The organism is Chryseobacterium sp. WG14, from assembly GCF_024586945.1.
Lineage (GTDB): Bacteria > Bacteroidota > Bacteroidia > Flavobacteriales > Weeksellaceae > Chryseobacterium.
In genome coordinates this window covers 85,600-107,347 of sequence record NZ_JALCZD010000017.1, presented here as the reverse complement: position 1 = coordinate 107,347, position 21,748 = coordinate 85,600, and the positions used below count along the sequence as shown (strand labels likewise).

The following is a 21,748-nucleotide window of genomic DNA, read 5'->3' as shown; positions in this document are numbered from 1 at the left end:
ATTCTCATCCTGTTTCTGCGGATTATGATGGTGATGGAATAACAGATTTAAGTGTAAAGACAGACACAGGAAATTGGCTTATTGATTATGCTAAAAATGGATTTAACGGTTGGGACTGGACTGGAACACAAAGAGGCAATGTCAATTCTCATCCTGTTTCTGCTGATTATGATGGCGATGGTGCTGCAGATTTAAGTGTTAAAACTGATGATGGAACTTGGCTCATTGACTACGCAAACAATGGATTCGATGGATGGGAATGGACTGGAACATTAAGAGGAGGGTCGGAAGCCCATCCTGTGCCGGCTGATTATGACGGTGATGGCTTGGCAGATCTAAGTGTTAAAACAGACGCTGGAACTTGGCTTATTGATTATGCCAAGAATGGATTTAACGGATGGGACTGGACTGGAACACAAAGAGGAGGAGGTAATGCGCATCCAGCTCCAGCTGACTATGATGGTGATGGCATGACAGATCTGAGTGTAAAAACTGATGATGGAAAATGGTACATTGACTATGCCTATAACGGTTTCGATGGATGGGACTGGACAGGAACAGATAGAGGAGGCCTTGATACTTCAGTTGCTAGAAAAGCTGTGGCAAATAATATAGAGAACAAACTTTATCAAAACACACCTAATCCTTTTAATACTTCTACAACGATAGAATACTTTCTAGTTGACAGTACTAAAACTGCCGAAATAAATGTTTTCAACCAACAGGGAATACCTGTAAAAAAATATACTCTTGATAAAAAAGGAAAGGAAAGTATTAGATTAGAATCTTCCATGCTTCCTTCCGGAATCTATTATTATAATCTCATCGTTGATGGCCAACAATTGGACACTAAAAAAATGATCATACAATAACATGATTAAGTAAATAGGCTGCCTCGTACAGCCTATTTGCTTAAATTTACTGTTATAAATAATATATAGTTCTCATAGTAAGATATTCAGCCAACTATATATAGGCCTAAAAATCAAAACATTACACTAACCCCTTATTTTAAAATAATCTTTTATTCTTACATTATTAACATATAGTTATAAATTTGCAGCTCATATCTATTGAATGAAAGAATTACTCATACGCCAGAAACAGGTTTTGTTTTTTATCATAGCTGGAGGACTCAGTGCAATTGTAGAAATTGGGAGCTTTAAGGTATTCAGCACCTATCTTCCTCAATTTCTTGCCAGAGAGACCAATTTCCATGGCATTCATTATCCTTTAAGTAATATTTTCTCTACCAGCTGTGGAATTATTACCAATTACTTTCTCAGTATATGGTTTGTTTTTGAAAGAGGAAAACATTCCAAGAAAAAAGAGTTTGCCTATTTCATGGTAGTTTCCTTTATCTCCACTTTATTCAGCTTAGGTTTCTTCCAGGTATTTTACAGCTTTGTCTTTAAGGATAATATCAATTTAATTTTTTATACCTTAAGCCCTGAGATGATCAGTAAGATTGCTGCCATTCTGCTGGTTTCTATTCTCAATTATTCTGTAAAAAAGAAAGTAATTTTTAATGGTTAAACTGTGACAAAAATTTTAAATTATCTCTGGAGGTTCTGGTTGCTGTTACTTGCATTTATCCTAACAGTTACGATGGGAATCCCTGTTTATATTTTATCCTTTAATAAAAAGCATTATAAATACGCTTATAAATTTATAAGGATCTGGTGTTTCGGAATGTTCTATGGAATGGGGTTCAGGTATGACCTCATAAAACTTTCTGAACAGAAGAAAGATAAGAATAAACAGTATGTTTTCATTTCCAACCACACTTCTATTATGGATATTATGCTTACCTGCATTCTTTTTCCGGATCATCCGGTTTGTTTTGTAGGAAAAAAAGAGCTTGTAAAGATCCCTATCTTTGGAACCATCTATAAAAGAATATGCGTCATGGTAGATAGAACCAGCGCAAGAAGCAGGGCCGATGTATACAGGAGATGTGCCGAGAAAATGGGAGAAGGAAACAGCATTGCTATCTTTCCTGAAGGCGGAGTGCCTGATGATACCAGTATTATCCTGGATGAATTTAAGGATGGGGCATTTATGTTGTCTTCAAAATACCATTCTCCCATTGCTGTATACACCTTTATAGGACTTAAAGAAATGTTTCCTTTTGACAGTTCTCAGGGCTACCCTGGAAGAGTGAAGGTCTATTTCAATGGAATTATAGAACCCACAAATTCTCCAAAAGACTCAAAAGCAGAGGCTTACCACGAAATTAAAAAAACCTTATTGGAGCATTCTATTTAAAAGAAATAGTTATATTTGTTTGCGAAATTTTCAATAAAATATGTCAAAAACCAATCAGCCGACTAATTACCCGGCGCTGTACACACTTGTACTTGTATTTTTTTTCTGGGGTTTTATTGCTGCCGGCAATAGTATTTTTATCCCTTTCTGTAAAAACTATTTTTCTCTTGACCAATTTCAGTCTCAGTTAATAGATTTTGCATTTTATACAGCTTATTTCCTGGGAGCATTGGTGCTCTTTATATTCAGTACTATAAAAGGGACTGATATAATTGGTAAATGGGGATATAAAAAGAGTATTGTTTATGGGCTTCTGCTTTCTGCCGTAGGTGCTGCCATTATGATCATTGCCGTTAAAAGCAATGTTTATTACGGGATGCTGATAGGGCTTTTTGTAGTTGCATTAGGATTTTCAATTCAGCAGACTGCCGCCAATCCTTTTGCGGTTCTACTGGGAGATCCTAAAACCGGAGCAAGCAGACAAAACCTTGCAGGGGGGATCAATTCCTTTGGAACATCCATAGGACCTATCATTGTAGGGCTGGCCCTGTTCGGAACTACAGCTACTGTAGATGATGACCAGATTAAACATTTGGCTCTTGATAAAGTTATTTTACTGTATACGGCAGTGGGAGCGCTTTTCTTAATTGCTGCTGGAATTTTTTATTTTTCGAAGAAACTTCCTGACGGAATCTCTACAGAACCTATGGAAAAAGCAGGAAAAGCCAGAAAAACACTGGTTGTAATGACTATACTGGTTATTCTTTTCTTTATTCCTGTGTTCAGCAGTTATAATTCTGCAGAAGCTAAAAATATTGAAATACTGGGTAATGAAATCACGGTATTGGATCAGACTTTAGAAAAAGAAACTGATGCTGCAAAAATTACAGCAGTCAAAAAACAGATCGCTGATAAAAAAACAGAACAGGAAACCATCAAACACCCTTTAGAAAAGAAGAGAATGCTTTATCTTGGAGGAGCTTTACTTGCCGTAGTGGTTTCTCTTTTATTTGCTAATAACAGTGCCAAGAAAAATTCTGAAGGCTGGGGAGCCATGAAGTATCCACAGCTTTTATTAGGAATGATTGCTATTCTGGCCTATGTGGGTGTAGAAGTTGCCATAGGAAGTAACCTTGGAGAACTGTTAAGCATGCCTGAGTTTGGCGGACACCAATCTTCTGATCTTGCCCCTTATATTTCTATGTACTGGGGAAGTTTAATGATTGGACGTTGGACCGGTGCCATTGCTGTTTTCAACCTTAATAAACAACAGCAGACTATTGCCACAATCATTGTTCCTTTTATTGCATTTTCAGTGATTATCGGGATCAATACGATTGCACAGAAAGATATGTCCCATTTATACTATTATGCAATTTGTGTAGCCATTCAGGTTATATTATTCCTGATCAGCAAAAATAAACCAGCCGTTACCCTGATTATTTTCGGTTTATTCGGAACTGCGGCTATGATTACCGGATTACTTACAACGGGTAATTTTGCCATCTATGCATTCCTTTCCGGAGGTCTTGCCTGCAGTATTATGTGGCCATCTATTTTCACCTTAGCCATTACAGGTTTAGGAAAATACACGGCTCAGGGTTCCGCGTTCCTGGTCATGATGATTTTAGGTGGAGGTATTATTCCTCCATTACAGGGGAAACTTGCTGATATTATCGGTATTCACAGCTCGTACATTATTCCTGTGTTATGTTTTGTTTACATTACAATATTTGCTTATTTGGCTAAAAAATCTTTATTTAGACAAGGAATTAATGTTGACGTTTTAGAATCCGAAGGTGCTCATTAAGAATATACATACATATAAGAAAAAGAGATTTTGGGCAAGTTTATTACTTGCCCAATTTCTTTTGTTTTACTGTTTTTCAAAATTGAAACTGATGATTTCTCTTTTTGAAGGATTTTTTGAACTTCAAAAGCCTCTTCATCAGGTTCTTTTCAGCTGGCTCCCTTTCTCTGCAGGAGATGTTATTTATATTGCATTAGGTATCTTTTTTCTGTATCACTTCTCTGCATTATTCAGGAAGAAAACGCGGAATAATTCTATCATCCGGATGCTGGGGGTTATTAATATTTTTTATTTTACATACCAGCTATTCTGGGGAATGCTGTACTTCCAGACCCCTATTATTAAAAAGCTATCAAGTCAGGACGCACCGCACCTGAATAAGGCAAAAACACAGGCTTTAAAGTATCTTGAGAAGTGTAAAATAACCCGGCAGCATGTAAAAGAAGATCATAATGGGGTATTTGTGATTACTGATCTGAAATCTATACAACAGGAAATTCTCTTTCAGCAAACCAGGCTCCCAAAATATATTTCGGGTAAAAAAGCTCCGGAGATTCTCACTATTAAACCAAGCTTATTTAAAAATATAATGAGTTTTACAGGGATTCTGGGCTACTACAATCCCTTCACTGCTGAAGCACAGTATAATTCTGAACTGCCCTCTACCTTGATCCCCTTCACAACTGCTCATGAAAGTTCTCATCAACTTGGATTTGCCAGGGAACAGGAAGCTAATTTTGTGGGATATTTAATAGGAACGCAATCTGACAATACTGATTTGCGCTACAGTACTGAATATTTTACTTTAAAAAGCCTTTTAAGATTCATTGCAGAACAGGATCCTGATTTTGTAAAATCTGCTCTTCTGGGCTACTCTCCTGCCATGAAAAGAGACCGGGCTTATGAAAAGGCATTTATTACCAGTCATCAGGGCTGGCTGGATGATTTTTTTGGGTTCACCAACAATCTATTCTTGCAGAGCAATCAACAGGAAGGCTCCGTTACCTATTCCTATTTTATAGATCTCCTTTTAAATTACGAAAAATAATTGTATAAAAAAAAGAATCGTATCAGGCGATACGATTCTAAAAACACAAATGATGAAAAAAAATTTATTACCTTGACTTGTTCCCTCATTCAAGGCGATGTAAAAGTACAATATATTTTATAAATACAAAAACATTTAATCCCTTTTTTAAAACTTTATGAAAACTTTATGATTTTTTAAGTTTTTTTGAGTCCAAACGCTCTTATTATTAACTTTAAAAATTCCCTTATTTAATAAGAAAACATCATTAAAAGTGGCTACAGGCTATAAAAAATCTATGAAATAAAATATTTGTTTAAAGATAAAACATCCGACTTATTCTCTGTTTTTTATGAACAAAAAAATTAGAGTTATCTATCAAAAAATAAAAGTATTTCAAAAAAAATTATGCTATTTATCCTCGAAAATATTAAACGGAAATTTAACTATTTTGACGTTTAATTTCGGAATTCCGACATTATTTGTTCGATGTAATAATTAAAATGATTAGGAAAAAAATTTACTGTCCGGGCCTAAAAATGTTTTGATCTGATAGATAACAGTCATTTTTAAGATCAAAAACAGTGTAATGACTAAGAAGGCAACCGCATCAACAAAATATTGAAAGTCAAACCAAATCCTATAAGATTAAGTTATATCTCACTAATAAAAGAAAAATATTTTTGTATATTTAAAACATCTATGTATTTTAGATGAAAATATTAATATGATTTTCGACAAACTAATTAACTATCTAAAACTTGATAAACAGGAGTTTATTTTCCAGTTCAATTCCCACCCCAATTACCCTTCAGCACTGGCTTTCAGTGATACTTTAAATTTCATGGGGATAAAAAATGATGCTTATGAGCTGGATAAAGAATATTGGGACGAATTGCCGGAAGAATTTATTGCCATAGTTGAAAATTCTTTTTCATTGGTAAAAAAGTCAGGAAATAGTTATGCTGTCTATTCAGAAAAATCAAAAACGATTGATAAAGATGAGCTTTACAAAAACTCTACGGACTTTGTGCTTTTATTTGAAAAAACTGTAGCTGCAGAAAATAAGCTTACGTTTAATTTTAAACCTATTCTCTATTTTATTTTTGCAACAGTTCTTATATATTCTTTCTTGAGTCAGACCATCTACGAAGCATTATTTAATTTACTTTCTCTTGCCGGGGTATATATATCTTTGGAAATCTTTAACCAGAAATTCGGAAATACTTCTGCTGTTATTGGAAGTATCTGCGGTGGAGCATCTACGGTCCAGACCGCAAATTCATGTGATAAGATTATCAAACAGGATAAAACCAGTATTTTTGGGCTAAAATTTTCGGATTTTTCATTAATATACTTTGCTGGGCTTGCGGTATTAGGACTTTTCCTTCCTTCCACGGCTTATATCGTAAAAGGATTTACCTTTGTTTCAGTAATTGCTATAGCTTATTCCCTGTATATACAGGCTTTTGTAGAGAAAACATTTTGCAGGGTTTGCTTATTGATTATTTCTGTACTGATTGGTCAATTGGTGATCAGCAGCCTACTCTTCCAAAATCTGTCTTTTGGAATAGGAGCACTTTTATTAACCGTTATATTATGGGTTCTTATTTTCTCGGCCATTTTATATTTCAATAATCTTCTTGAACAAAAAGAAAATCTTCAAAAATCAAATGCTAAAAATCTTAGGTTCAAAAGAAATTATGAACTTTTTAAAAGTCAGCTACTGGAAAATGAAAAAATAACATTTCAGGATACACAAACTTTTTCGGTAGGGCAAAAAGATTCAAAGCTTCGTATTTCTATAATTTCCAACCCTTATTGTGGTTTTTGTAAAGATGGCCATAAAATAATGGAAAACCTTCTGGAAAAATATCCAAACGATATTTCCGTACAAATGAGGTTTAATTATACCCCTGAAAGAGCCAATGAAAAATATACTCAGCTTATTTCAGACCTCACTCATATTTACAACAACAAATCGGAAAAAGAATTCCTGCATGCAGTAGAAGAATGGTTTGAAAGCAAAGATGAGAATAAGATCAATCTATTATCCGGAGGAGTTCCTACTTCTGAAAATCTGAATCCTTTAATAGCGATGTCCGCAGAAAATAATAATGCAGGGCTGAACTTTACCCCTATTTTCCTTATCAATGGATATCAGTTCCCGGACAAATATGATCGTGAAGATATTTGGTTCTTCATTGATGAATTAATAGAGGATGAAGACTTTTAAACTAAGAAATACAATTGAATTAAAAATTTCACTATCTTAGGAAAACAAAACAGCGTTCTAAAAACTACATGAGAGCGGCAAAATGAAAACTAGTAATATGAAACATATAAAGAATCTTTCAAGAGAGAATCTAATACCTCCAAAACGAGGAATTGCTCCAGACTGTACTTTAATACAGGCTTTAGCATACTATCACGGATCGAAAACAGAACCATCCAAAGAAGGTACTACAGATACATGCAACAAATGGTGCTATTTCTAGTAATCCATTTTATTGAGTTAGAACATTGAATAAAGTAAAAAATGTCGTCACCTTATGACGGCATTTTATAATGAGTATTAGTTTTGAAGAAATTTCCTTTTTATAAGCAACCAGATGCCAAAGACTGCGGCCCTACCTGCCTCAGGATTGTAAGCAAATATTATGGCAAAAGCATATCGTTACAGCAAATTCGTGCCCTTTCTGAAACCACCCGTGAAGGAAGCAGCCTTCTGGGGCTAAGTGATGCCGCAGAAAACTTAGGATTCCGTTCCTTAGGTGTACAAATAGATTTTAATACCCTTACACAGGAAGTTCCATTTCCCTGTATTGCCCATTGGAACAAAAATCACTTCGTAGTTATTTATAAGATTGATAAAAATAACAAGGTTTATATATCCGATCCCAGCTATGGGCTCATCACCTATGACCGTGATGAGTTTATCAAATTCTGGATTGGTGAAAATGCCAATGAAAACACGGAAGAAGGTATTGTTCTTATTCTGGAAACAACACCCACTTTTTTCCAGACTGAATTTGATACTGACCAAAGTAAGGCCAGCTTTTCTTTTCTTTCCAGGTATTTATTTAAATATAAATCATTGGTCATTCAGCTGGCGGTAGGCCTTCTCGCAGGAAGCTTACTATCCCTGATTTTCCCGTTTCTTACCCAGAGTATTGTAGACGTGGGTATTCAAAATCAGGATATTAATTTTATTTATCTTGTACTTACTGCACAGATTATGCTTTTCCTTGGAAGAATGGGAATAGAAATGATCCGAAGCTGGATCCTGCTCCACCTCTCTGCCAGAATTAACATCTCCATTATCTCAGATTTCTTTATCAAACTGATGAGGCTTCCTATAAGCTTCTTCGATACGAGAATGACTGGAGATATCATGCAGAGAATTAATGACCATCACAGGATAGAACAACTTCTTACAAGTTCTTCATTAAATACCCTGTTCTCATTAGTCAATCTTATCATCTTTAGTATCGTTTTACTTTTGTATGACTACAGATTGTTTCTGGTTTATTTTGTAGGAGCTATCTTATACATAGGCTGGATCAGTTTCTTCCTTAAAAAGAGAAAGGAACTTGATTATAAGCGGTTTTCTCAGGTTTCTCAGGAGCAGAGTAAAGTAATTGAGCTTATCAACGGTATGCAGGAGATTAAAATGCATAATGCCGAAAAACAGAAAAGATGGGATTGGGAGTTTTTACAGGTAAAGCTATTTAAAATAAGAATAAAATCTCTCAGCCTTGAACAGTGGCAGTCTGTAGGAGGAAACTTTATCAACCAGATGAAAGATATCCTGGTCAGCTTCCTTTCTGCAAAATTGGTTTTAAGCGGAAACCTTACTCTAGGGATGATGCTTTCTGTACAGTATATCATCGGACAGCTTAACAGCCCACTGCTTCAGTTGATCGATTTTATAAAACAAACCCAGGACGCTAAGATCTCTTTGGAAAGATTAGGTGAAATTCATGATAAAGATGATGAAGAGGATAAAAATGAACAGTATGCTACGGATATTCCTCATAAAGATATTGAAGTAAAGGATATTTCCTTCAGATATATCGGTTCTGATGTTTCCGTTTTTGAAAATTTAAGTCTTCGTATTCCTTTTCAGAAGACTACTGCCATCGTAGGAGCCAGTGGAAGTGGAAAAACAACGCTGCTTAAACTATTAATGAAGTTTTACGATCCTGATCAGGGAGAGATCAGAATAGGAAGTACCAGTCTGAAAAATATCTCACCAAGACACTGGAGAGACCATTGCGGAGTGGTTATGCAGGAGGGTTATGTATTCAATGATACTATTGCCAACAACATTGCTGTAGGAGAAGACCATATTGATAAGAAAAAACTCAGACGTGCGGTAGAAATTGCCAATATCAAAGACTTTATAGAAAGCCTTCCCCTTAGCTATAATACAAAGATAGGAAATGAAGGAGTTGGGGTAAGTGGAGGCCAAAAGCAGAGGCTTTTTATAGCAAGAGCAGTATACAAGTCACCGGAATATATTTTATTTGATGAAGCAACATCAGCACTGGATGCCAATAATGAGAAGATTATTATGGAAAATCTTGAGCAATTCTTCAAAGGTAAAACTGCAGTAGTGATCGCCCACCGTCTTTCAACCGTAAAACATGCCGACAATATCATTGTATTGGATAAAGGAAAAGTTGTGGAAGAAGGCAGCCATGCCGAGCTTGTAGATATGCGGGGAGAATATTACAGACTTGTTAAAAACCAACTGGAATTAGGAAATTAATAAAACCGTAAAAATTGTTTCTCCCGGAACATTGATGAAATTTTACTTTAAAACATGAAAGAAGACATTTTAGACAATATAGAACTCCGCTCAGAAAGCGTACAGGATATCCTTACCCAGCCGCCACATTGGATGATACGCTGGGGAAATACCATTATTTTTGTTATTCTCCTGCTCATTCTTGTGATGAGCTACATTATAAAATATCCGGAATTTGTTCCGGCTCCCATTATTGTAACTTCTCAAAACCCTCCCGAAAAATTAGAGGCAAGAACGAGTTCCAAAATTGAAAAAATATTTATCAAAGATCATCAGGAAGTAAAGAAAAATGACCTTCTGATGGTGATGCAGTCCGCGGCTAATTATAAAGATGTACTGGAGCTGAAAAAGCTGGTAGATTCTACCGCACCTAATCAACTCTACTCTTTTCCTCTTTCCGTAACTTCAAGATTTAAACTTGGAGAACTTCAGGGGGATTATAATAATTTTGCAAAAGCATTTCAGGATGAGGAGCTTTTTACAAGACTTCAGCCTTATGCACCGGAAAACCTGGCTGCTAATCAGAGCATCTTAGAAAACAGAGGAAGAATATCTACCTTAAGACAGCAAAAAAATCTGGAGCTCGCTAAATATGACCTTACGAAGAAAAACTTCCAGAGATCCCAGGAGCTTTTTAATCAAGGAGTAATTTCTTCTTTGGAGCTTGAAAATGAAAAAATAAAATACATCCAGGCTCAGCAGAACATTGAAAACCTTAACATTTCCATCTCTCAGATGGAAGAAGGCATTTCCAATCTTAATAAAACCAAAAGCGGTACGGCCATTAATACAGAAAAAGATAAGATCACCTATTCTTCTCAAACCCTACAATTGTTTGAGCAATTGCGTAAATCTTTAAAACAATGGGAACAGAATTTTCTTGTGATCTCTTCTACAGATGGTATCGCCAGTTTCCAGCAGTTTTTCGGAGAAAATCAGTTTGTAAAAGTAGGAGACCCTATCCTATCTATTCTTCCTGAGAATAAGGAAAAATTAGTTGGCAGAATGTCTGTTCCTACCGTAAACTCCGGAAAGATTATTCCTGGAGAGAAAGTTCTTATTAAACTTGATAATTATCGTTTCCAAGAGTATGGTATCATAGAAGGTAAAGTTCAGAATATCTCACTCATCCCTGATGATAAAGGTAACTATTACGTGGATGTGGTTTTGCCGAAAGGATTAAAGACAAGCTATAATAAAACGCTTACCTTCGATAAAGAGCTTAGAGGAAGTGCTGAAATTGTCACTCAGGATTTAAGGCTTATTGAAAGGTTCTTCTACCAGATCAGAAAATTACTTGGCTACCAAAGCTAAACATAAAAATAAACCCGCAGATTTGCGGGTTTATTTTTTATAGACTTTGTAAATATTAGATTTATTTTTTAGGTTTCACTTTTAAAAAGATAAAACTATAATCTGTAGGGATATTGGTACCAATCACAGGAGCATTTTTATGACAGTCCATACACTGTTTGCTCTGAGCATAGGTTTCCATGGTTGTATTTGAGATCTGGTTGGGCTTTATTCCTCCTTCCATAAGTGGAGTCTGCTTGTTATTATCTTTATCGGCAACCGGATTTTCCGGCCATTGGATATTCACAAGCTGATAATACTGCCATACTGATTTCGGATTACTGGCCCTGATCAGCTGTTGCATCTGGGCATTCAATTTTTGAACACTCTGGCTTATTTTATTTACCCTTACCACCTGAACAGGTTTATTTAAGCTGTCTTTTCCGGGAACCGGAGACTGATTAGCCGGATCTTTACTGTTTGGATTGTAAAAACTGTACTTTACAGAAGGATCAGCAGGTCCGGGTCCGGGGGCATTATTAACGTGTTCGAAGGTCATCCAGTTCAGCTGAGGAGACTGTGGCGTTTTACGGATAATATGTAAACCTACCAGTCCGAGATATTTTTGTGTATATTTCCCATAGATAGGTTTTTTCCCGTTAAACCCTTTAATTTCCGGCACCATAGCCTGGGATATTTTATAATAATTTTTCAGGGAGTCTAATTGATCATCAGGAATTACACGCCATGCTGCTTTTAATTCCATAGATTCATTCGGCAGCCATACTCCATTATTTTTTGTACCAAAAGCTTTCAGGTTATCATAATCATAAAGTTTATTTTGCCGGATAAAATCACTTTCAAGGTTATTGATCTTAATTTCATACCAGACTATATTTCCATTCTGATCAGTAAGCCAGGCTCCTTCAGCCTGCATGATTTCATCTACATTACTACTGCCTACTGCAGCTCTAAGGGTAGCTTTAGGAAGACTTGAAATGATATCCGTAAATTTATTGATCTCATTAATTCTCTTGATATAGCCTGTTTTACTTTTAAGATTCCATGCCAAAGGCGGCTTAGAAGCAAATACATCATCAATACTTAAAAAACTTTCCCATATTGTAGGACTGTAATCTCCGGGCATCCCATAATTGGCAGCTGTTGCTGTAGTATCCGGAATACCGCGCTGCGCAGAAGCAATCCAATTTAAGGCAATAAAATTTTTCCAGGCAAAACAATTCAGCACTTCCTGGGAACTGTGGGCACAGGTAGAATCTGCAGCCAGTTCATAACTTATTGCAGGTGGATTACAATAAGCTCCACAGAAAATTGTTTCACCGGTTACTTTTTTCGAAAAGCCTGTTGCAGAGTTTAGCTTCTTATCCTTTTTACTGGATTCGCATGAGGCTATACTCACTATGGCAAGTGACCATATTAAAATTAAAGCTTTCATTTCAATATTTTTTTAACCTGTTCTATTTGCTGGCTGGAAAGTAATGTACGGTTTGGAGTACGGTCTGCTTTAGGTAACGAACCTGCTGCAACTACTTCCAATACTCCTGATAATGCAAATTTGGGATCCGAAGCATTATTATACAGGGTAAGCGGTTTTTCTCCCAAAGCCACACCAGTGTCCGTTGTTATGTTAATCAGGAAAAGCTGTGTATATTTATCCAGATTCTGAAAATTCGTTACAGTAGCCGTAATTCCCGGGCCAAAATCAAACCCTGTTTGCTGAGTGGCTCCGTTAGCCAGGACTGCAATCCCTTCTGTGGTTGTTCCGGCCTCAACCTGAGTAATACAGGAAGTCAGGTTTGAAAAAGTATTCAGTTTATTATATAGGCTGGCCTGTAGCAAATTGTTATCCAGCAAATATTGTACACTTGGAAGCGTGGTGGCAGGTATTCCCACCGGAGGAAATTTTTCAGGCTGCTGTCCCTGTGCGGGATTCAATCCCGTGCCGGCAAGCTGTACGAAAAAAGTATCTGCAATTTGGGAACCCCATTTCAGAGGTTTTTTATTGACCAATATATCACTCAGCTTAAAGTTCGCATCAGCAGGTACAGAAAATCTTGTATGAAGCAACATATTGTGAGGATAATAGGTAATTCCTTTGTTTTTCAAAGCTCCCCTTACCACAGTATAACAGTCTTCAATCTTATAATTGGCAGAAGCCGGCATTTCAAATTGATCAAAATGAGGAATCTGTCCATATAATGCAATTGGATTTGTTAAAGATACCTGCACATTATGATTATACACCAATGAATTTACGTTCTGCCCGATGCGGGGATCACTGTTTCTATAGATCTGCCCATACTGAGCTGCACAAATCAATGTATTGGCATCGGTTATTACATGTCCGTTTTGCACTCTGAGTATGGTAGCTGCTGCCCCAAGATATATTTCTGCTCCTAATGAGTTGGGAGGACTTGTAAGATGTACGGCCCCACCTCCTGATGGAGTAGCATCCGGTCCGCTGTTCCATTTATTGATTGGATTATAGGCAGGAAGCCCGGTTTCTCTTACAATAACAGGATTTCCATGACTGTCCAGCAGATATAAATCTTCTTTCTGAACATTTTCATTATTAAGAATTTCCTGGTATAATGAAACTACCGTATCCGGAGAGACTTTCCACATGTGGAACCAATATTCCGGATTTTCATGCGTAAAATTAACGGCAATGATATCTCCATTCTCATCCCTTGTTATGGCCCATTCGCAATATTCATCCTGCCACCCTCTGGGGCCTGCAGGTCCGAAAGCTTTCGTTCCCGTATCAGTAGGATCACAGGGGTTTCTTGGAACCGTAAGAGTCATATTATACTTTTGTCCAAAAGCTATGGGACCGATATCTGCCAGTTCGTGTAATTTATCCTCATAATCCAGCTTACCAAACTTTTCGGTAAAAAGAGTAGTAAAATAGTGATTGATTCTGTTGGGAAAAGCATTCCATTGGATAGGAACCGTATTATTTTCATCAGGGATCGAAGGAGTCTCTAATGGGTTATAATACCAGCTTCTGGGATTATCATATGTACTTGACCATGGATTTCCCATTATCGAATTTACCGTACAGTATTTCACATAATTACTCCATGCATTATGAAGCTGTTCTCTCAAATCCGGATTGTCTTTAAAATCTTTTTCTGCCTGATAGGCTGGGGTGTCAAATGTTTTCATGGTGTTAAGTTTTATTATAGTTTTATCTTGAATAAATTATTTTAATCTAACCCATGCAGATAATACATCGGTAAAACCTTGGATAGGTTTTCTGGAGATCAATCAAAATGGTTATTGCTATTTCAAAGCTAGAAATTATCTGTGGGAATAGATTACGTATTTCTACCCATTTTCTCCAATCCGTGAAAAATACGAAACCCTAAAAAAAATAAGCCAGTTTACCTTTTTAAGTAAACTGAAAAACATGTTTGGAATTATTGAGATTAGCGACCGAAATTTACAGTGATAATATTTTTGAAAGTTGTATGGTAAAGAACTCAGTCAAATGATACGTACTCAATAAGTGAATCGGATTTTGCCTGTAAGTTTTATGCCTTTAAAAAATGTAAAGACTATACATATGGTAAGCAACATTTGGATCAGGTTATAAACTTTGGATTAAGCAAAAACCTCTTGTTGGGATAACATTCAGAAACTCATGCTGCATTGAATAAAATATGTGGTTTTTATATTTTGATTTGAAAATAGGGTGGAAATAACATTTTATTTACGCAAGAGAATAGTAATTCGGATGTACTATTGTAAGAAAGCAAAGAAAAGTGACTTTGTCGCCGAATAAGTGATATAAAAAGTTAGTTTCATCAAAATCGATTCTAATCGATTCATTCTTGGCTAATTTAAAATCAAGCATACTAAAATAGAACTTTGCATCAAAGAGAACGTGCATTGATGTAAGTTTATATTACTCCAGCTTTTGCACCTGGCCAACTTTTTGCCTAGCCCCAACTTTTGTATCTGATCCCGAATACTGAGAAAAAAAGAAGAAAGTATATATAAAAGAAAAACGGAAAAGTAATGATTACTTTTCCGTTTATTGTAGCGAAGACGGGAATTGAACCCGTGACCTCAGGGTTATGAATCCTGCGCTCTAACCGACTGAGCTACCTCGCCTTTTTGGTGGTGCAAATATAGAAAATATTTCTTTACCTCCAAAATTATTTTAGCTTAAAATACTCTAAAACATCGCCAACATGGTCTGGTTTGTTGATTATCTTATTGTTAGCATCTAAAATAAAATACGTTGGTGTTGCATGAATATTGTAAGTATCTACATACGTACTGTTCCATCCTCTCAATTCCGTATCGTTGATCCAAGGAAAAGCAGCAATCTTGGTAGCATAAGAATTCTTATCAACATCTAAAGATAGGGCAACAACCTGAATATTTTTTGCTTTAAGCTCATTGTATTTTTCCAACAGCTTCGGAAGTTCACTTTCACAGTGAGAACATGTGGATGACCAGAAGATAATCACTTTTTTATCTGCTTTTACATCATAAAGTGACTTAGCATTGGTGTTAGCCGGTGCCTGGAATTTATAATTAGGGAAAGCAGCTCCTATTTGAACATTAGCATTAGATTTCAGTGTAGAAGCCAGCCTGTCATTAATGGTACATTTAAGGTTCTTGGCAAGGCCCAGATATTTATCCTTAAACTCGTCCATCTGGTATACATCAAAGATATCTATCAATTCCGACAAAACAGTCTGTCCTCTTGGAGTTTCTACCTTTAAGCGGTCTAAAAGCTTGTCTACAGATCCTCCTACATTGGTATTACCTCCTGAATTCAGATAGGCAACCAGTACAGGTCTCAGCAAAGATGAACTTTCAAGCATATCATTCGATTTATCCAGGAAATTGATAATATCATCAGGATTAACCTTTTTAGCAGGATCAGATGAATTGGACAGGAACTTACTATAATTGCTGTTGTAATAAGAAATAAACGGATGGTTTGCTGCATCAATAGAAGATGAAGTACCGGAAAGTCTGCCAATCTCGGCATTTAAAGCTTTTCCAAACTCCGTATTATCTTTATAATATTCTTTAATCTGAGCTAAAGCAGGAAGAATAAGCTCTTTTTTTTGTGAACCTTCCTGTTGTTTGCTCATCAGCTCATTCGCTTCGTCCAGATAGAAAACATCTTTGATTTTATTATTTTGGATATCCAGTTTTACATTGACATTTTTATTTTCAGAAATAAAATTGATTGTATTATTACTACTGGGGAAGTAAACTTTCATCATTCCCATATAGTTACTGGGATATTTAAAAGTCCATGTATTACTCTTACTTTGTTCTTTGGTAACAATAATATCCTTTGAACCGTTTAATGTATATAGAATAGCATCCTGATCTTTAAAATCTGCCGGTGTCTGCACTGTAACAGTAAATTGTGCCTGCAGAGAAAATGCGGCTAAAACCGCAGATAATATATAAATCTTTTTCATATAGTAAAAATAAAAAAACTCTCTGACTAATCAGAGAGTTTAATATTATTTTAATAAAATTTTATGCTTTTTGATTTTTGTACTTTTTTGTAAAGAATACAATAAATGTAATTGCAATAGCAGAAAGTACAAATACATACATATCAATTGGTGAGGATGGTGCTCCTGTACCATTTCCTCCATTTCCTCCTCCTCCTGGTATCGGGGGAGCAGCGTTCACCAACAATATGGTGAAGAGAAAAAAAGCGGATGCTAGTTTACTAATAGTTTTCATATTGATTATTTTAAGATTTTTGTGTTAACAGTTTCACCCTTGTCAGAGACAATTTTTACTATATAAGAATTTTTAATAGAGTTATTAAGCTCGATTACAAAATCCCTAGATGCATCAACCGCTTTTTTAGAGATTACCAGTTTACCGCTCATATCATAAACTTCAATATCTGCTTTTTTCCAGTTTGGATCAAATCTAACAATATAATTTGTAATTGACGGATCGTATACCACCAACGTTCTTGATGGTGATGCCGTTGTTTTCTTATCTTTAATAGCTAAAGTAGCATCATTAGGCTGTCCATAATATAAATTTGCTTCTTCATTGGTAACAGGAACAATATCTCCCTGTTTAGCCTGTAGTATACTTCCGTTTTCTGCTTTATAGTAGAAACCGATACCTGAAGATAACTGGTGCACTCCTGCAGGAATTAATTCTGCATTTTCTCTCACCTCAAATTTATAAAACTTAACTTTATCCTGATAATAGTTTACTAACTTAACATTTTTACCTTTGAAAGTGTCTTCATTAGCTTCATTGATATATAACCAATAATTCGTATTGTTATTATCATACCCTCCATTTATTGATTCTTCAAAAGTACCGATGATGTTCTTACCGGCTGAAGCCTGTACTGTAGTTGCTACAGAAACCTGATGACCCGTTGTAAATTCCGGAGAAACTACATAATAAGTTCTTGCAATTTCTTTTTGATTGGCATCAAGACCAATAACTCCAAGTTGTTTGATAGTTCCTCTGTCGTTAGCATGTCTTGCTGCTGTTACAGTATAATCAGTACCCGCTGCTCTTGCCGTTTCCTTAAATCTCCTTAATGTATTAAAATTTAAAGTCTGAACATTGTTGTTTCTCAACTTTATTTTAAATGACTGCATAGGTTTGATGACCACTAAATCTACATCTCCAATTGCCGGAGCTACACCATCCCCTGTAGGGAAGAAGGTAACTACTCTTGAATCGGTAGAATAGGTAGAGCCAGTAGAAAGAGTATGAACCGTACCTGGATTGTATTCAACACCCCAGATGTTTGTCACAGCATTCCCGTCAGAACCCGTAGGGCTCTCGGTATATCCTATTTTAGATAAGTCAATGTTCGTTAAGAATGGATTTCCGAATTGGTAGAAATTTTTCCCATATGTTCCAGCCCATGGAGCAATAGTATATTCAAATGAGTCGTCCAGATAAGTATTGTACTTCTCATTATATGCATTGTTTGTACTTCCGTTTATTCCGAAGTTCACATTTCCTGCATTTTGAAGCGTTGTAGTACCAGCAAACTGAGCATACGGTACTCCGTTAATGGTGTACACATTCCCTGTTGCCGGGGCACTTGCGCTCCAGTCATTGTTGGTCACTTTCAACATATAGTATCCAGGACCATCAGTGGTAGTGGTAGCTAAGTTGGTGAAGTGATTAGATACAGCTGCGGTATTATCCCATTTCAAAATTGGATTACCGTATCTTGCTGTATTAAAGGTTTTACCAAGTTCAGTAGATAATGTATTCAACGCTTTACCGTAGAAAGGCAACGCTATTTGTTGATAATAACTCGCAGTAGTAGAACCTCCATGGTTTGTTGTTCTATACTCTTTACTTACAACACCTGTAATATTGGATTGGGATAGTCCATCAATGTACAGTTGTCCATAAGTAGAAGTTGCAAAGGAAGCTGGAGTGTTCATTCTTAAAACAATATTTCCACCATCGGTTTTAGCTGCACCTGCAGCATCAATTGTTTTAAAAGCGTCTCCGGTTGCTCCTACAACCATAATATTCCCGTGTACATCCAAAAGGCCATTACCTCTGGTTTGTACACCACCACCGCTATATACTAGGGTGCCTTCGCTCACATACATATTAGCGTTAGTGTCTACGTGACATAAAACATTCTGCGCCTGAACAGAATAGCTAACGGCTAAAAGACCTATAGCAAATAAACTTTTTCTCATTGTATAAATAATTTGTGTGTTAATACAATCTCACCCGCAAAGGTATATTTTTTTTCTTTAAAAAAAAAACATTTTATCTATTAATCAAAATATTATCTCCTGTTAACACAATATTTTTCTCTTCTCCGATTGAGAACATATAGTCCTCCAAAACCTTTTCGGTTGTTCCTCGAAGCCCTCTTGCTCCCAACCCTTTTTCCATGGTTTCTTCTACAATTTTTTCAATTGCGCTTTCTGTGAAAACCAAATCCGTGCCATCCATCTTAAAAAGCTCCACAAATTGATTCACAATTGAATTTTTAGGCTCATTCATGATTCTTACCAACGTTTCTTTTGTGAGTTTATCAAGGTAAGTGATGATTGGAAATCTTCCTAAAAGTTCGGGAATTAATCCGAAAGAACGAAGATCGACAGCATTAATATTTGTTAATACATACTCATCTTCATCTACTTTATTGATTTTTTCAGAGCTGAAGCCTATGGCTTGCTTGTTCATTCTTCTTTCGATAATCTCCTTGATCCCGTCAAAAGCTCCTCCGGCAATAAACAAGATATTCTGGGTATTTACCTGAATATATTTCTGGTCAGGATGCTTTCTTCCTCCCTGTGGCGGAACATTTACAATACTTCCCTCCAGCAGCTTCAGCAATCCCTGCTGTACTCCTTCTCCGGAAACATCTCTTGTGATACTGGGGTTATCTGATTTTCTTGCAATTTTATCAATCTCGTCGATAAATACAATTCCTTTTTCTGCTTTTTCCACATCATAATCTGCTACCATCAGCAGTCTTGATAAGATACTTTCAACATCTTCCCCTACATATCCCGCTTCTGTAAGAATGGTAGCATCTACGATACAAAACGGAACATTAAGTTCTCTCGCAATAGTTTTTGCAAGAAGTGTTTTCCCTGTACCTGTCTCCCCTATCATAATAATATTGGACTTCTCAAGCTCTACTTCTCTGTTTTCATCCTTAGCATGAAGGAGTCTTTTATAATGGTTGTATACCGCAATGGAAAGTTGTTTTTTTGCCTGATCCTGTCCAATTACATACTGATCAAGAAATACTTTGATTTCTTTTGGCTTTTTAAGCTCCTCCATATTATCCGCAGGTGAATATTCTGTTTTGGAAGCACCGTCTTTTACGATAGTGTGTGCCTGCTCTATACAATTTTCACAAATAAAACCGTTCTGCCCAGAAATCAGCATCTGTACTTCATTTCTTTTTCTACCGCAGAAAGAACACTGGTTTGAATTCATAATATATATATAATGTATATGTTAAAGAAAATCGTAAAAAATTTCTTTTTTACGATTTATGTTTTTAAGAATTAATAATTGAGTTTTGAATCTCTGTATATTCTTCGTTCGTTAATTTTAATCTCTCATTTCTAAAGTTCATATCTTCCATCTTATTCAAAGGGATGAGATGGATGTGGGCGTGAGGTACTTCAAGTCCTACTACCGCTACTCCTACTCTTACACATGGAACTGCAGTTTTGATCTTCTTGGCTACCTCCTGGGTAAATCCCCATAGGTTTTTGTATTCTTCACTTTCAAGATCAAAAATTAAGTCCACTTCTTTTTTCGGAACTACTAAAGTATGTCCTTTCACCAAAGGCATTGCGTCTAAGAATGCTATAAAGTTTTCATCCTCAGCAATTTTATAAGAGGGAATTTCGCCGTTGATGATTTTTGTGAAGATAGTGCTCATTTTGTATGAAGTTAGCGTTATATATGAGAAGTTAGAAATAGAAATTTTATATCAGACTATAGAGAAATGTCTAATACTTCAAAAGACAGTTTGTTTCCGTTTGGTAAAGTAATTTCTGCCGTTTCGCCAATCACTTTTCCTAACAGACCTTTTGCAATAGGTGTGTTTACAGAAATTTTCCCTGTTTTAAGATCGCTTTCATTATCAGGCACTAATTTAAATACCTGTTCTTGGTTTGTAGCGTTGTTCTTAAGCTTCACTGTTGTTAAAATGGAAACTTTTGATGTATCTAGTTGACTTTCGTCTATAATTTTAGAACTTGCTACAGCATCTTTCAGCTTTGAAATTCTCATTTCAAGCATTCCCTGCGCTTCTTTAGCCGCATCATATTCAGCATTTTCAGACAAATCTCCTTTATCTCTTGCTTCTGCGATCTGCTGAGTAATTTTTGGTCTTTCCACAGTTTCCAACTGTTCCAGCTCAGCTTTCATTTTCCCTAGTCCCTCCTTGGTTACATAGCTTGCCATAATTTTCGAAATTTAGTTTTAGTATAAAAAAATAATCCGACATTTGCCGGACAATGTTTTACGTGTTATAATCGTTTAACTTTTACAAATATATAAAAATTTAAATTGAAATGAAAAAAACTTTCTCAATAATATCTATTTTCACCTTATTGATTTTCAGTAATTTATCTATAAACTCATGCGGAAGCACCCAAGATACCGTAAGTTGTTTTCCAACAGTTCCAATTGATGTTACCTTACTGCCTAACCACTATAATGACCTTCTTACCAAACAATGGACCTACGTAGATATAGCCGGCGCCGGGACCCGCGGATTAATAGTAGTGAAGGTAAGCAATGGCTATAAAGCCTACGATAGAAATGCTCCTCATATTTGTCCCGGTGAAAATACAACCCTGAAGGTAGAATACCCTTTGGTGATTTGTCCGAAAGACAATGCAAAATGGAATATTTTAAATGGCGGGCCCACCGATGTTGCTCCTTTACCTCTTAAAAGCTATTTCTGTGAAGTTAATCCCGGAACCAATACCATTAGGGTTTATAACTATTAATCATCAAACCCGCAATCATTGTATTG

At 36.1% G+C, this 21,748-nt stretch carries 17 protein-coding genes and 1 tRNA gene; 9 read left to right on the top strand and 9 right to left on the bottom strand.

Features of this window, described 5'->3' with window-relative positions:
- The 8 genes from MP478_RS21315 to MP478_RS21280 all read left to right on the top strand — a co-directional run.
- Nucleotides 1-872: T9SS type A sorting domain-containing protein (locus MP478_RS21315; RefSeq protein WP_257201593.1), on the top strand; the 872-nt coding region annotated here is incomplete at its 5' end.
- Nucleotides 873-1,077: 205 nt separating this feature from the next.
- Nucleotides 1,078-1,536 carry a GtrA family protein gene (locus MP478_RS21310; protein WP_257192018.1) on the top strand — a complete coding sequence of 153 codons (459 nt, stop codon included), beginning with the start codon at nucleotides 1,078-1,080 and terminating at the stop codon, nucleotides 1,534-1,536.
- Nucleotides 1,537-1,539: 3 nt separating this feature from the next.
- Entirely contained in the window at nucleotides 1,540-2,268 is a 729-nt protein-coding gene (locus MP478_RS21305) for a lysophospholipid acyltransferase family protein (RefSeq protein ID WP_257192017.1), read from the top strand.
- 40 nt (nucleotides 2,269-2,308) lie between these two features.
- Nucleotides 2,309-4,078, top strand: coding sequence for an MFS transporter (locus MP478_RS21300; protein ID WP_257201592.1), 1,770 nt, complete (start codon nucleotides 2,309-2,311; stop codon nucleotides 4,076-4,078).
- A 91-nt stretch (nucleotides 4,079-4,169) separates the two neighbouring features.
- On the top strand, nucleotides 4,170-5,126 hold the full coding sequence (locus MP478_RS21295) for a DUF3810 domain-containing protein (protein WP_306592960.1): 957 nt from the start codon (nucleotides 4,170-4,172) through the stop codon (nucleotides 5,124-5,126).
- A 706-nt stretch (nucleotides 5,127-5,832) separates the two neighbouring features.
- The gene (locus MP478_RS21290) at nucleotides 5,833-7,341 is read left to right on the top strand and encodes a vitamin K epoxide reductase family protein (protein WP_257201591.1); all 1,509 of its coding nucleotides are present in this window, start codon (nucleotides 5,833-5,835) and stop codon (nucleotides 7,339-7,341) included.
- A 345-nt stretch (nucleotides 7,342-7,686) separates the two neighbouring features.
- Nucleotides 7,687-9,879 (top strand): peptidase domain-containing ABC transporter, encoded by a 2,193-nt coding sequence (locus MP478_RS21285; RefSeq protein WP_257201590.1) that lies wholly within the window; start codon nucleotides 7,687-7,689, stop codon nucleotides 9,877-9,879.
- 54 nt (nucleotides 9,880-9,933) lie between these two features.
- Nucleotides 9,934-11,232 carry an HlyD family secretion protein gene (locus tag MP478_RS21280; protein ID WP_230041062.1) on the top strand — a complete coding sequence of 433 codons (1,299 nt, stop codon included), beginning with the start codon at nucleotides 9,934-9,936 and terminating at the stop codon, nucleotides 11,230-11,232.
- Nucleotides 11,233-11,293: 61 nt separating this feature from the next.
- On the opposite strand, the gene MP478_RS21275 is transcribed toward MP478_RS21280, so the two are convergent.
- The 9 genes from MP478_RS21275 to greA all read right to left on the bottom strand — a co-directional run bounded on the left by MP478_RS21275 (nucleotide 11,294) and on the right by greA (nucleotide 21,171).
- Nucleotides 11,294-12,667 carry a hypothetical protein gene (locus MP478_RS21275; protein ID WP_257201589.1) on the bottom strand — a complete coding sequence of 458 codons (1,374 nt, stop codon included), beginning with the start codon at nucleotides 12,665-12,667 and terminating at the stop codon, nucleotides 11,294-11,296.
- Complete coding sequence (locus tag MP478_RS21270) at nucleotides 12,664-14,400, bottom strand: hypothetical protein (RefSeq protein WP_257201588.1); 1,737 nt, start codon at nucleotides 14,398-14,400, stop codon at nucleotides 12,664-12,666. Before MP478_RS21270 ends, MP478_RS21275 begins: the two co-directional genes overlap by 4 nt.
- A gap of 877 nt (nucleotides 14,401-15,277) precedes the next feature.
- Nucleotides 15,278-15,351 (bottom strand) — tRNA-Met (locus tag MP478_RS21265).
- Between the two features lie 44 nt (nucleotides 15,352-15,395).
- Nucleotides 15,396-16,688, bottom strand: a complete 1,293-nt coding sequence (locus tag MP478_RS21260; RefSeq protein ID WP_257192011.1) for a TlpA disulfide reductase family protein — start codon at nucleotides 16,686-16,688, stop codon at nucleotides 15,396-15,398.
- A 61-nt stretch (nucleotides 16,689-16,749) separates the two neighbouring features.
- Nucleotides 16,750-16,962 (bottom strand): signal peptidase, encoded by a 213-nt coding sequence (locus MP478_RS21255; protein ID WP_257192010.1) that lies wholly within the window; start codon nucleotides 16,960-16,962, stop codon nucleotides 16,750-16,752.
- Nucleotides 16,963-16,967: 5 nt separating this feature from the next.
- Nucleotides 16,968-18,929 (bottom strand): T9SS type A sorting domain-containing protein, encoded by a 1,962-nt coding sequence (locus MP478_RS21250; RefSeq protein ID WP_257192009.1) that lies wholly within the window; start codon nucleotides 18,927-18,929, stop codon nucleotides 16,968-16,970.
- 73 nt (nucleotides 18,930-19,002) lie between these two features.
- Nucleotides 19,003-20,190, bottom strand: coding sequence for an ATP-dependent Clp protease ATP-binding subunit ClpX (clpX, locus tag MP478_RS21245; RefSeq protein WP_209804660.1), 1,188 nt, complete (start codon nucleotides 20,188-20,190; stop codon nucleotides 19,003-19,005).
- Nucleotides 20,191-20,254: 64 nt separating this feature from the next.
- Nucleotides 20,255-20,644 carry an HIT family protein gene (locus MP478_RS21240; RefSeq protein ID WP_257192007.1) on the bottom strand — a complete coding sequence of 130 codons (390 nt, stop codon included), beginning with the start codon at nucleotides 20,642-20,644 and terminating at the stop codon, nucleotides 20,255-20,257.
- 56 nt (nucleotides 20,645-20,700) lie between these two features.
- Nucleotides 20,701-21,171 (bottom strand): transcription elongation factor GreA, encoded by a 471-nt coding sequence (gene greA, locus MP478_RS21235; RefSeq protein ID WP_230041068.1) that lies wholly within the window; start codon nucleotides 21,169-21,171, stop codon nucleotides 20,701-20,703.
- Nucleotides 21,172-21,281: 110 nt separating this feature from the next.
- Here greA and MP478_RS21230 point away from each other — a divergent pair, with 110 nt between their 5' ends.
- Nucleotides 21,282-21,722, top strand: coding sequence for a hypothetical protein (locus MP478_RS21230; protein ID WP_230041069.1), 441 nt, complete (start codon nucleotides 21,282-21,284; stop codon nucleotides 21,720-21,722).
- Nucleotides 21,723-21,748: the final 26 nt, after the last annotated feature.

Bases quoted from the DNA above. Each gene is read 5' to 3' on its own strand.
- MP478_RS21310 (WP_257192018.1), top strand. From the start codon at position 1,078: ATGAAAGAATTACTCATACGCCAGAAACAGGTTTTGTTTTTTATCATA.
- MP478_RS21300 (WP_257201592.1), top strand. From the start codon at position 2,309: ATGTCAAAAACCAATCAGCCGACTAATTACCCGGCGCTGTACACACTT.
- MP478_RS21295 (WP_306592960.1), top strand. From the start codon at position 4,170: ATGATTTCTCTTTTTGAAGGATTTTTTGAACTTCAAAAGCCTCTTCAT.
- MP478_RS21290 (WP_257201591.1), top strand. From the start codon at position 5,833: ATGATTTTCGACAAACTAATTAACTATCTAAAACTTGATAAACAGGAG.
- MP478_RS21280 (WP_230041062.1), top strand. From the start codon at position 9,934: ATGAAAGAAGACATTTTAGACAATATAGAACTCCGCTCAGAAAGCGTA.
- MP478_RS21275 (WP_257201589.1), bottom strand. From the start codon at position 12,667: ATGAAAGCTTTAATTTTAATATGGTCACTTGCCATAGTGAGTATAGCC.
- MP478_RS21270 (WP_257201588.1), bottom strand. From the start codon at position 14,400: ATGAAAACATTTGACACCCCAGCCTATCAGGCAGAAAAAGATTTTAAA.
- MP478_RS21260 (WP_257192011.1), bottom strand. From the start codon at position 16,688: ATGAAAAAGATTTATATATTATCTGCGGTTTTAGCCGCATTTTCTCTG.
- MP478_RS21255 (WP_257192010.1), bottom strand. From the start codon at position 16,962: ATGAAAACTATTAGTAAACTAGCATCCGCTTTTTTTCTCTTCACCATA.
- MP478_RS21250 (WP_257192009.1), bottom strand. From the start codon at position 18,929: ATGAGAAAAAGTTTATTTGCTATAGGTCTTTTAGCCGTTAGCTATTCT.
- clpX (WP_209804660.1), bottom strand. From the start codon at position 20,190: ATGAATTCAAACCAGTGTTCTTTCTGCGGTAGAAAAAGAAATGAAGTA.
- MP478_RS21240 (WP_257192007.1), bottom strand. From the start codon at position 20,644: ATGAGCACTATCTTCACAAAAATCATCAACGGCGAAATTCCCTCTTAT.
- greA (WP_230041068.1), bottom strand. From the start codon at position 21,171: ATGGCAAGCTATGTAACCAAGGAGGGACTAGGGAAAATGAAAGCTGAG.
- MP478_RS21230 (WP_230041069.1), top strand. From the start codon at position 21,282: ATGAAAAAAACTTTCTCAATAATATCTATTTTCACCTTATTGATTTTC.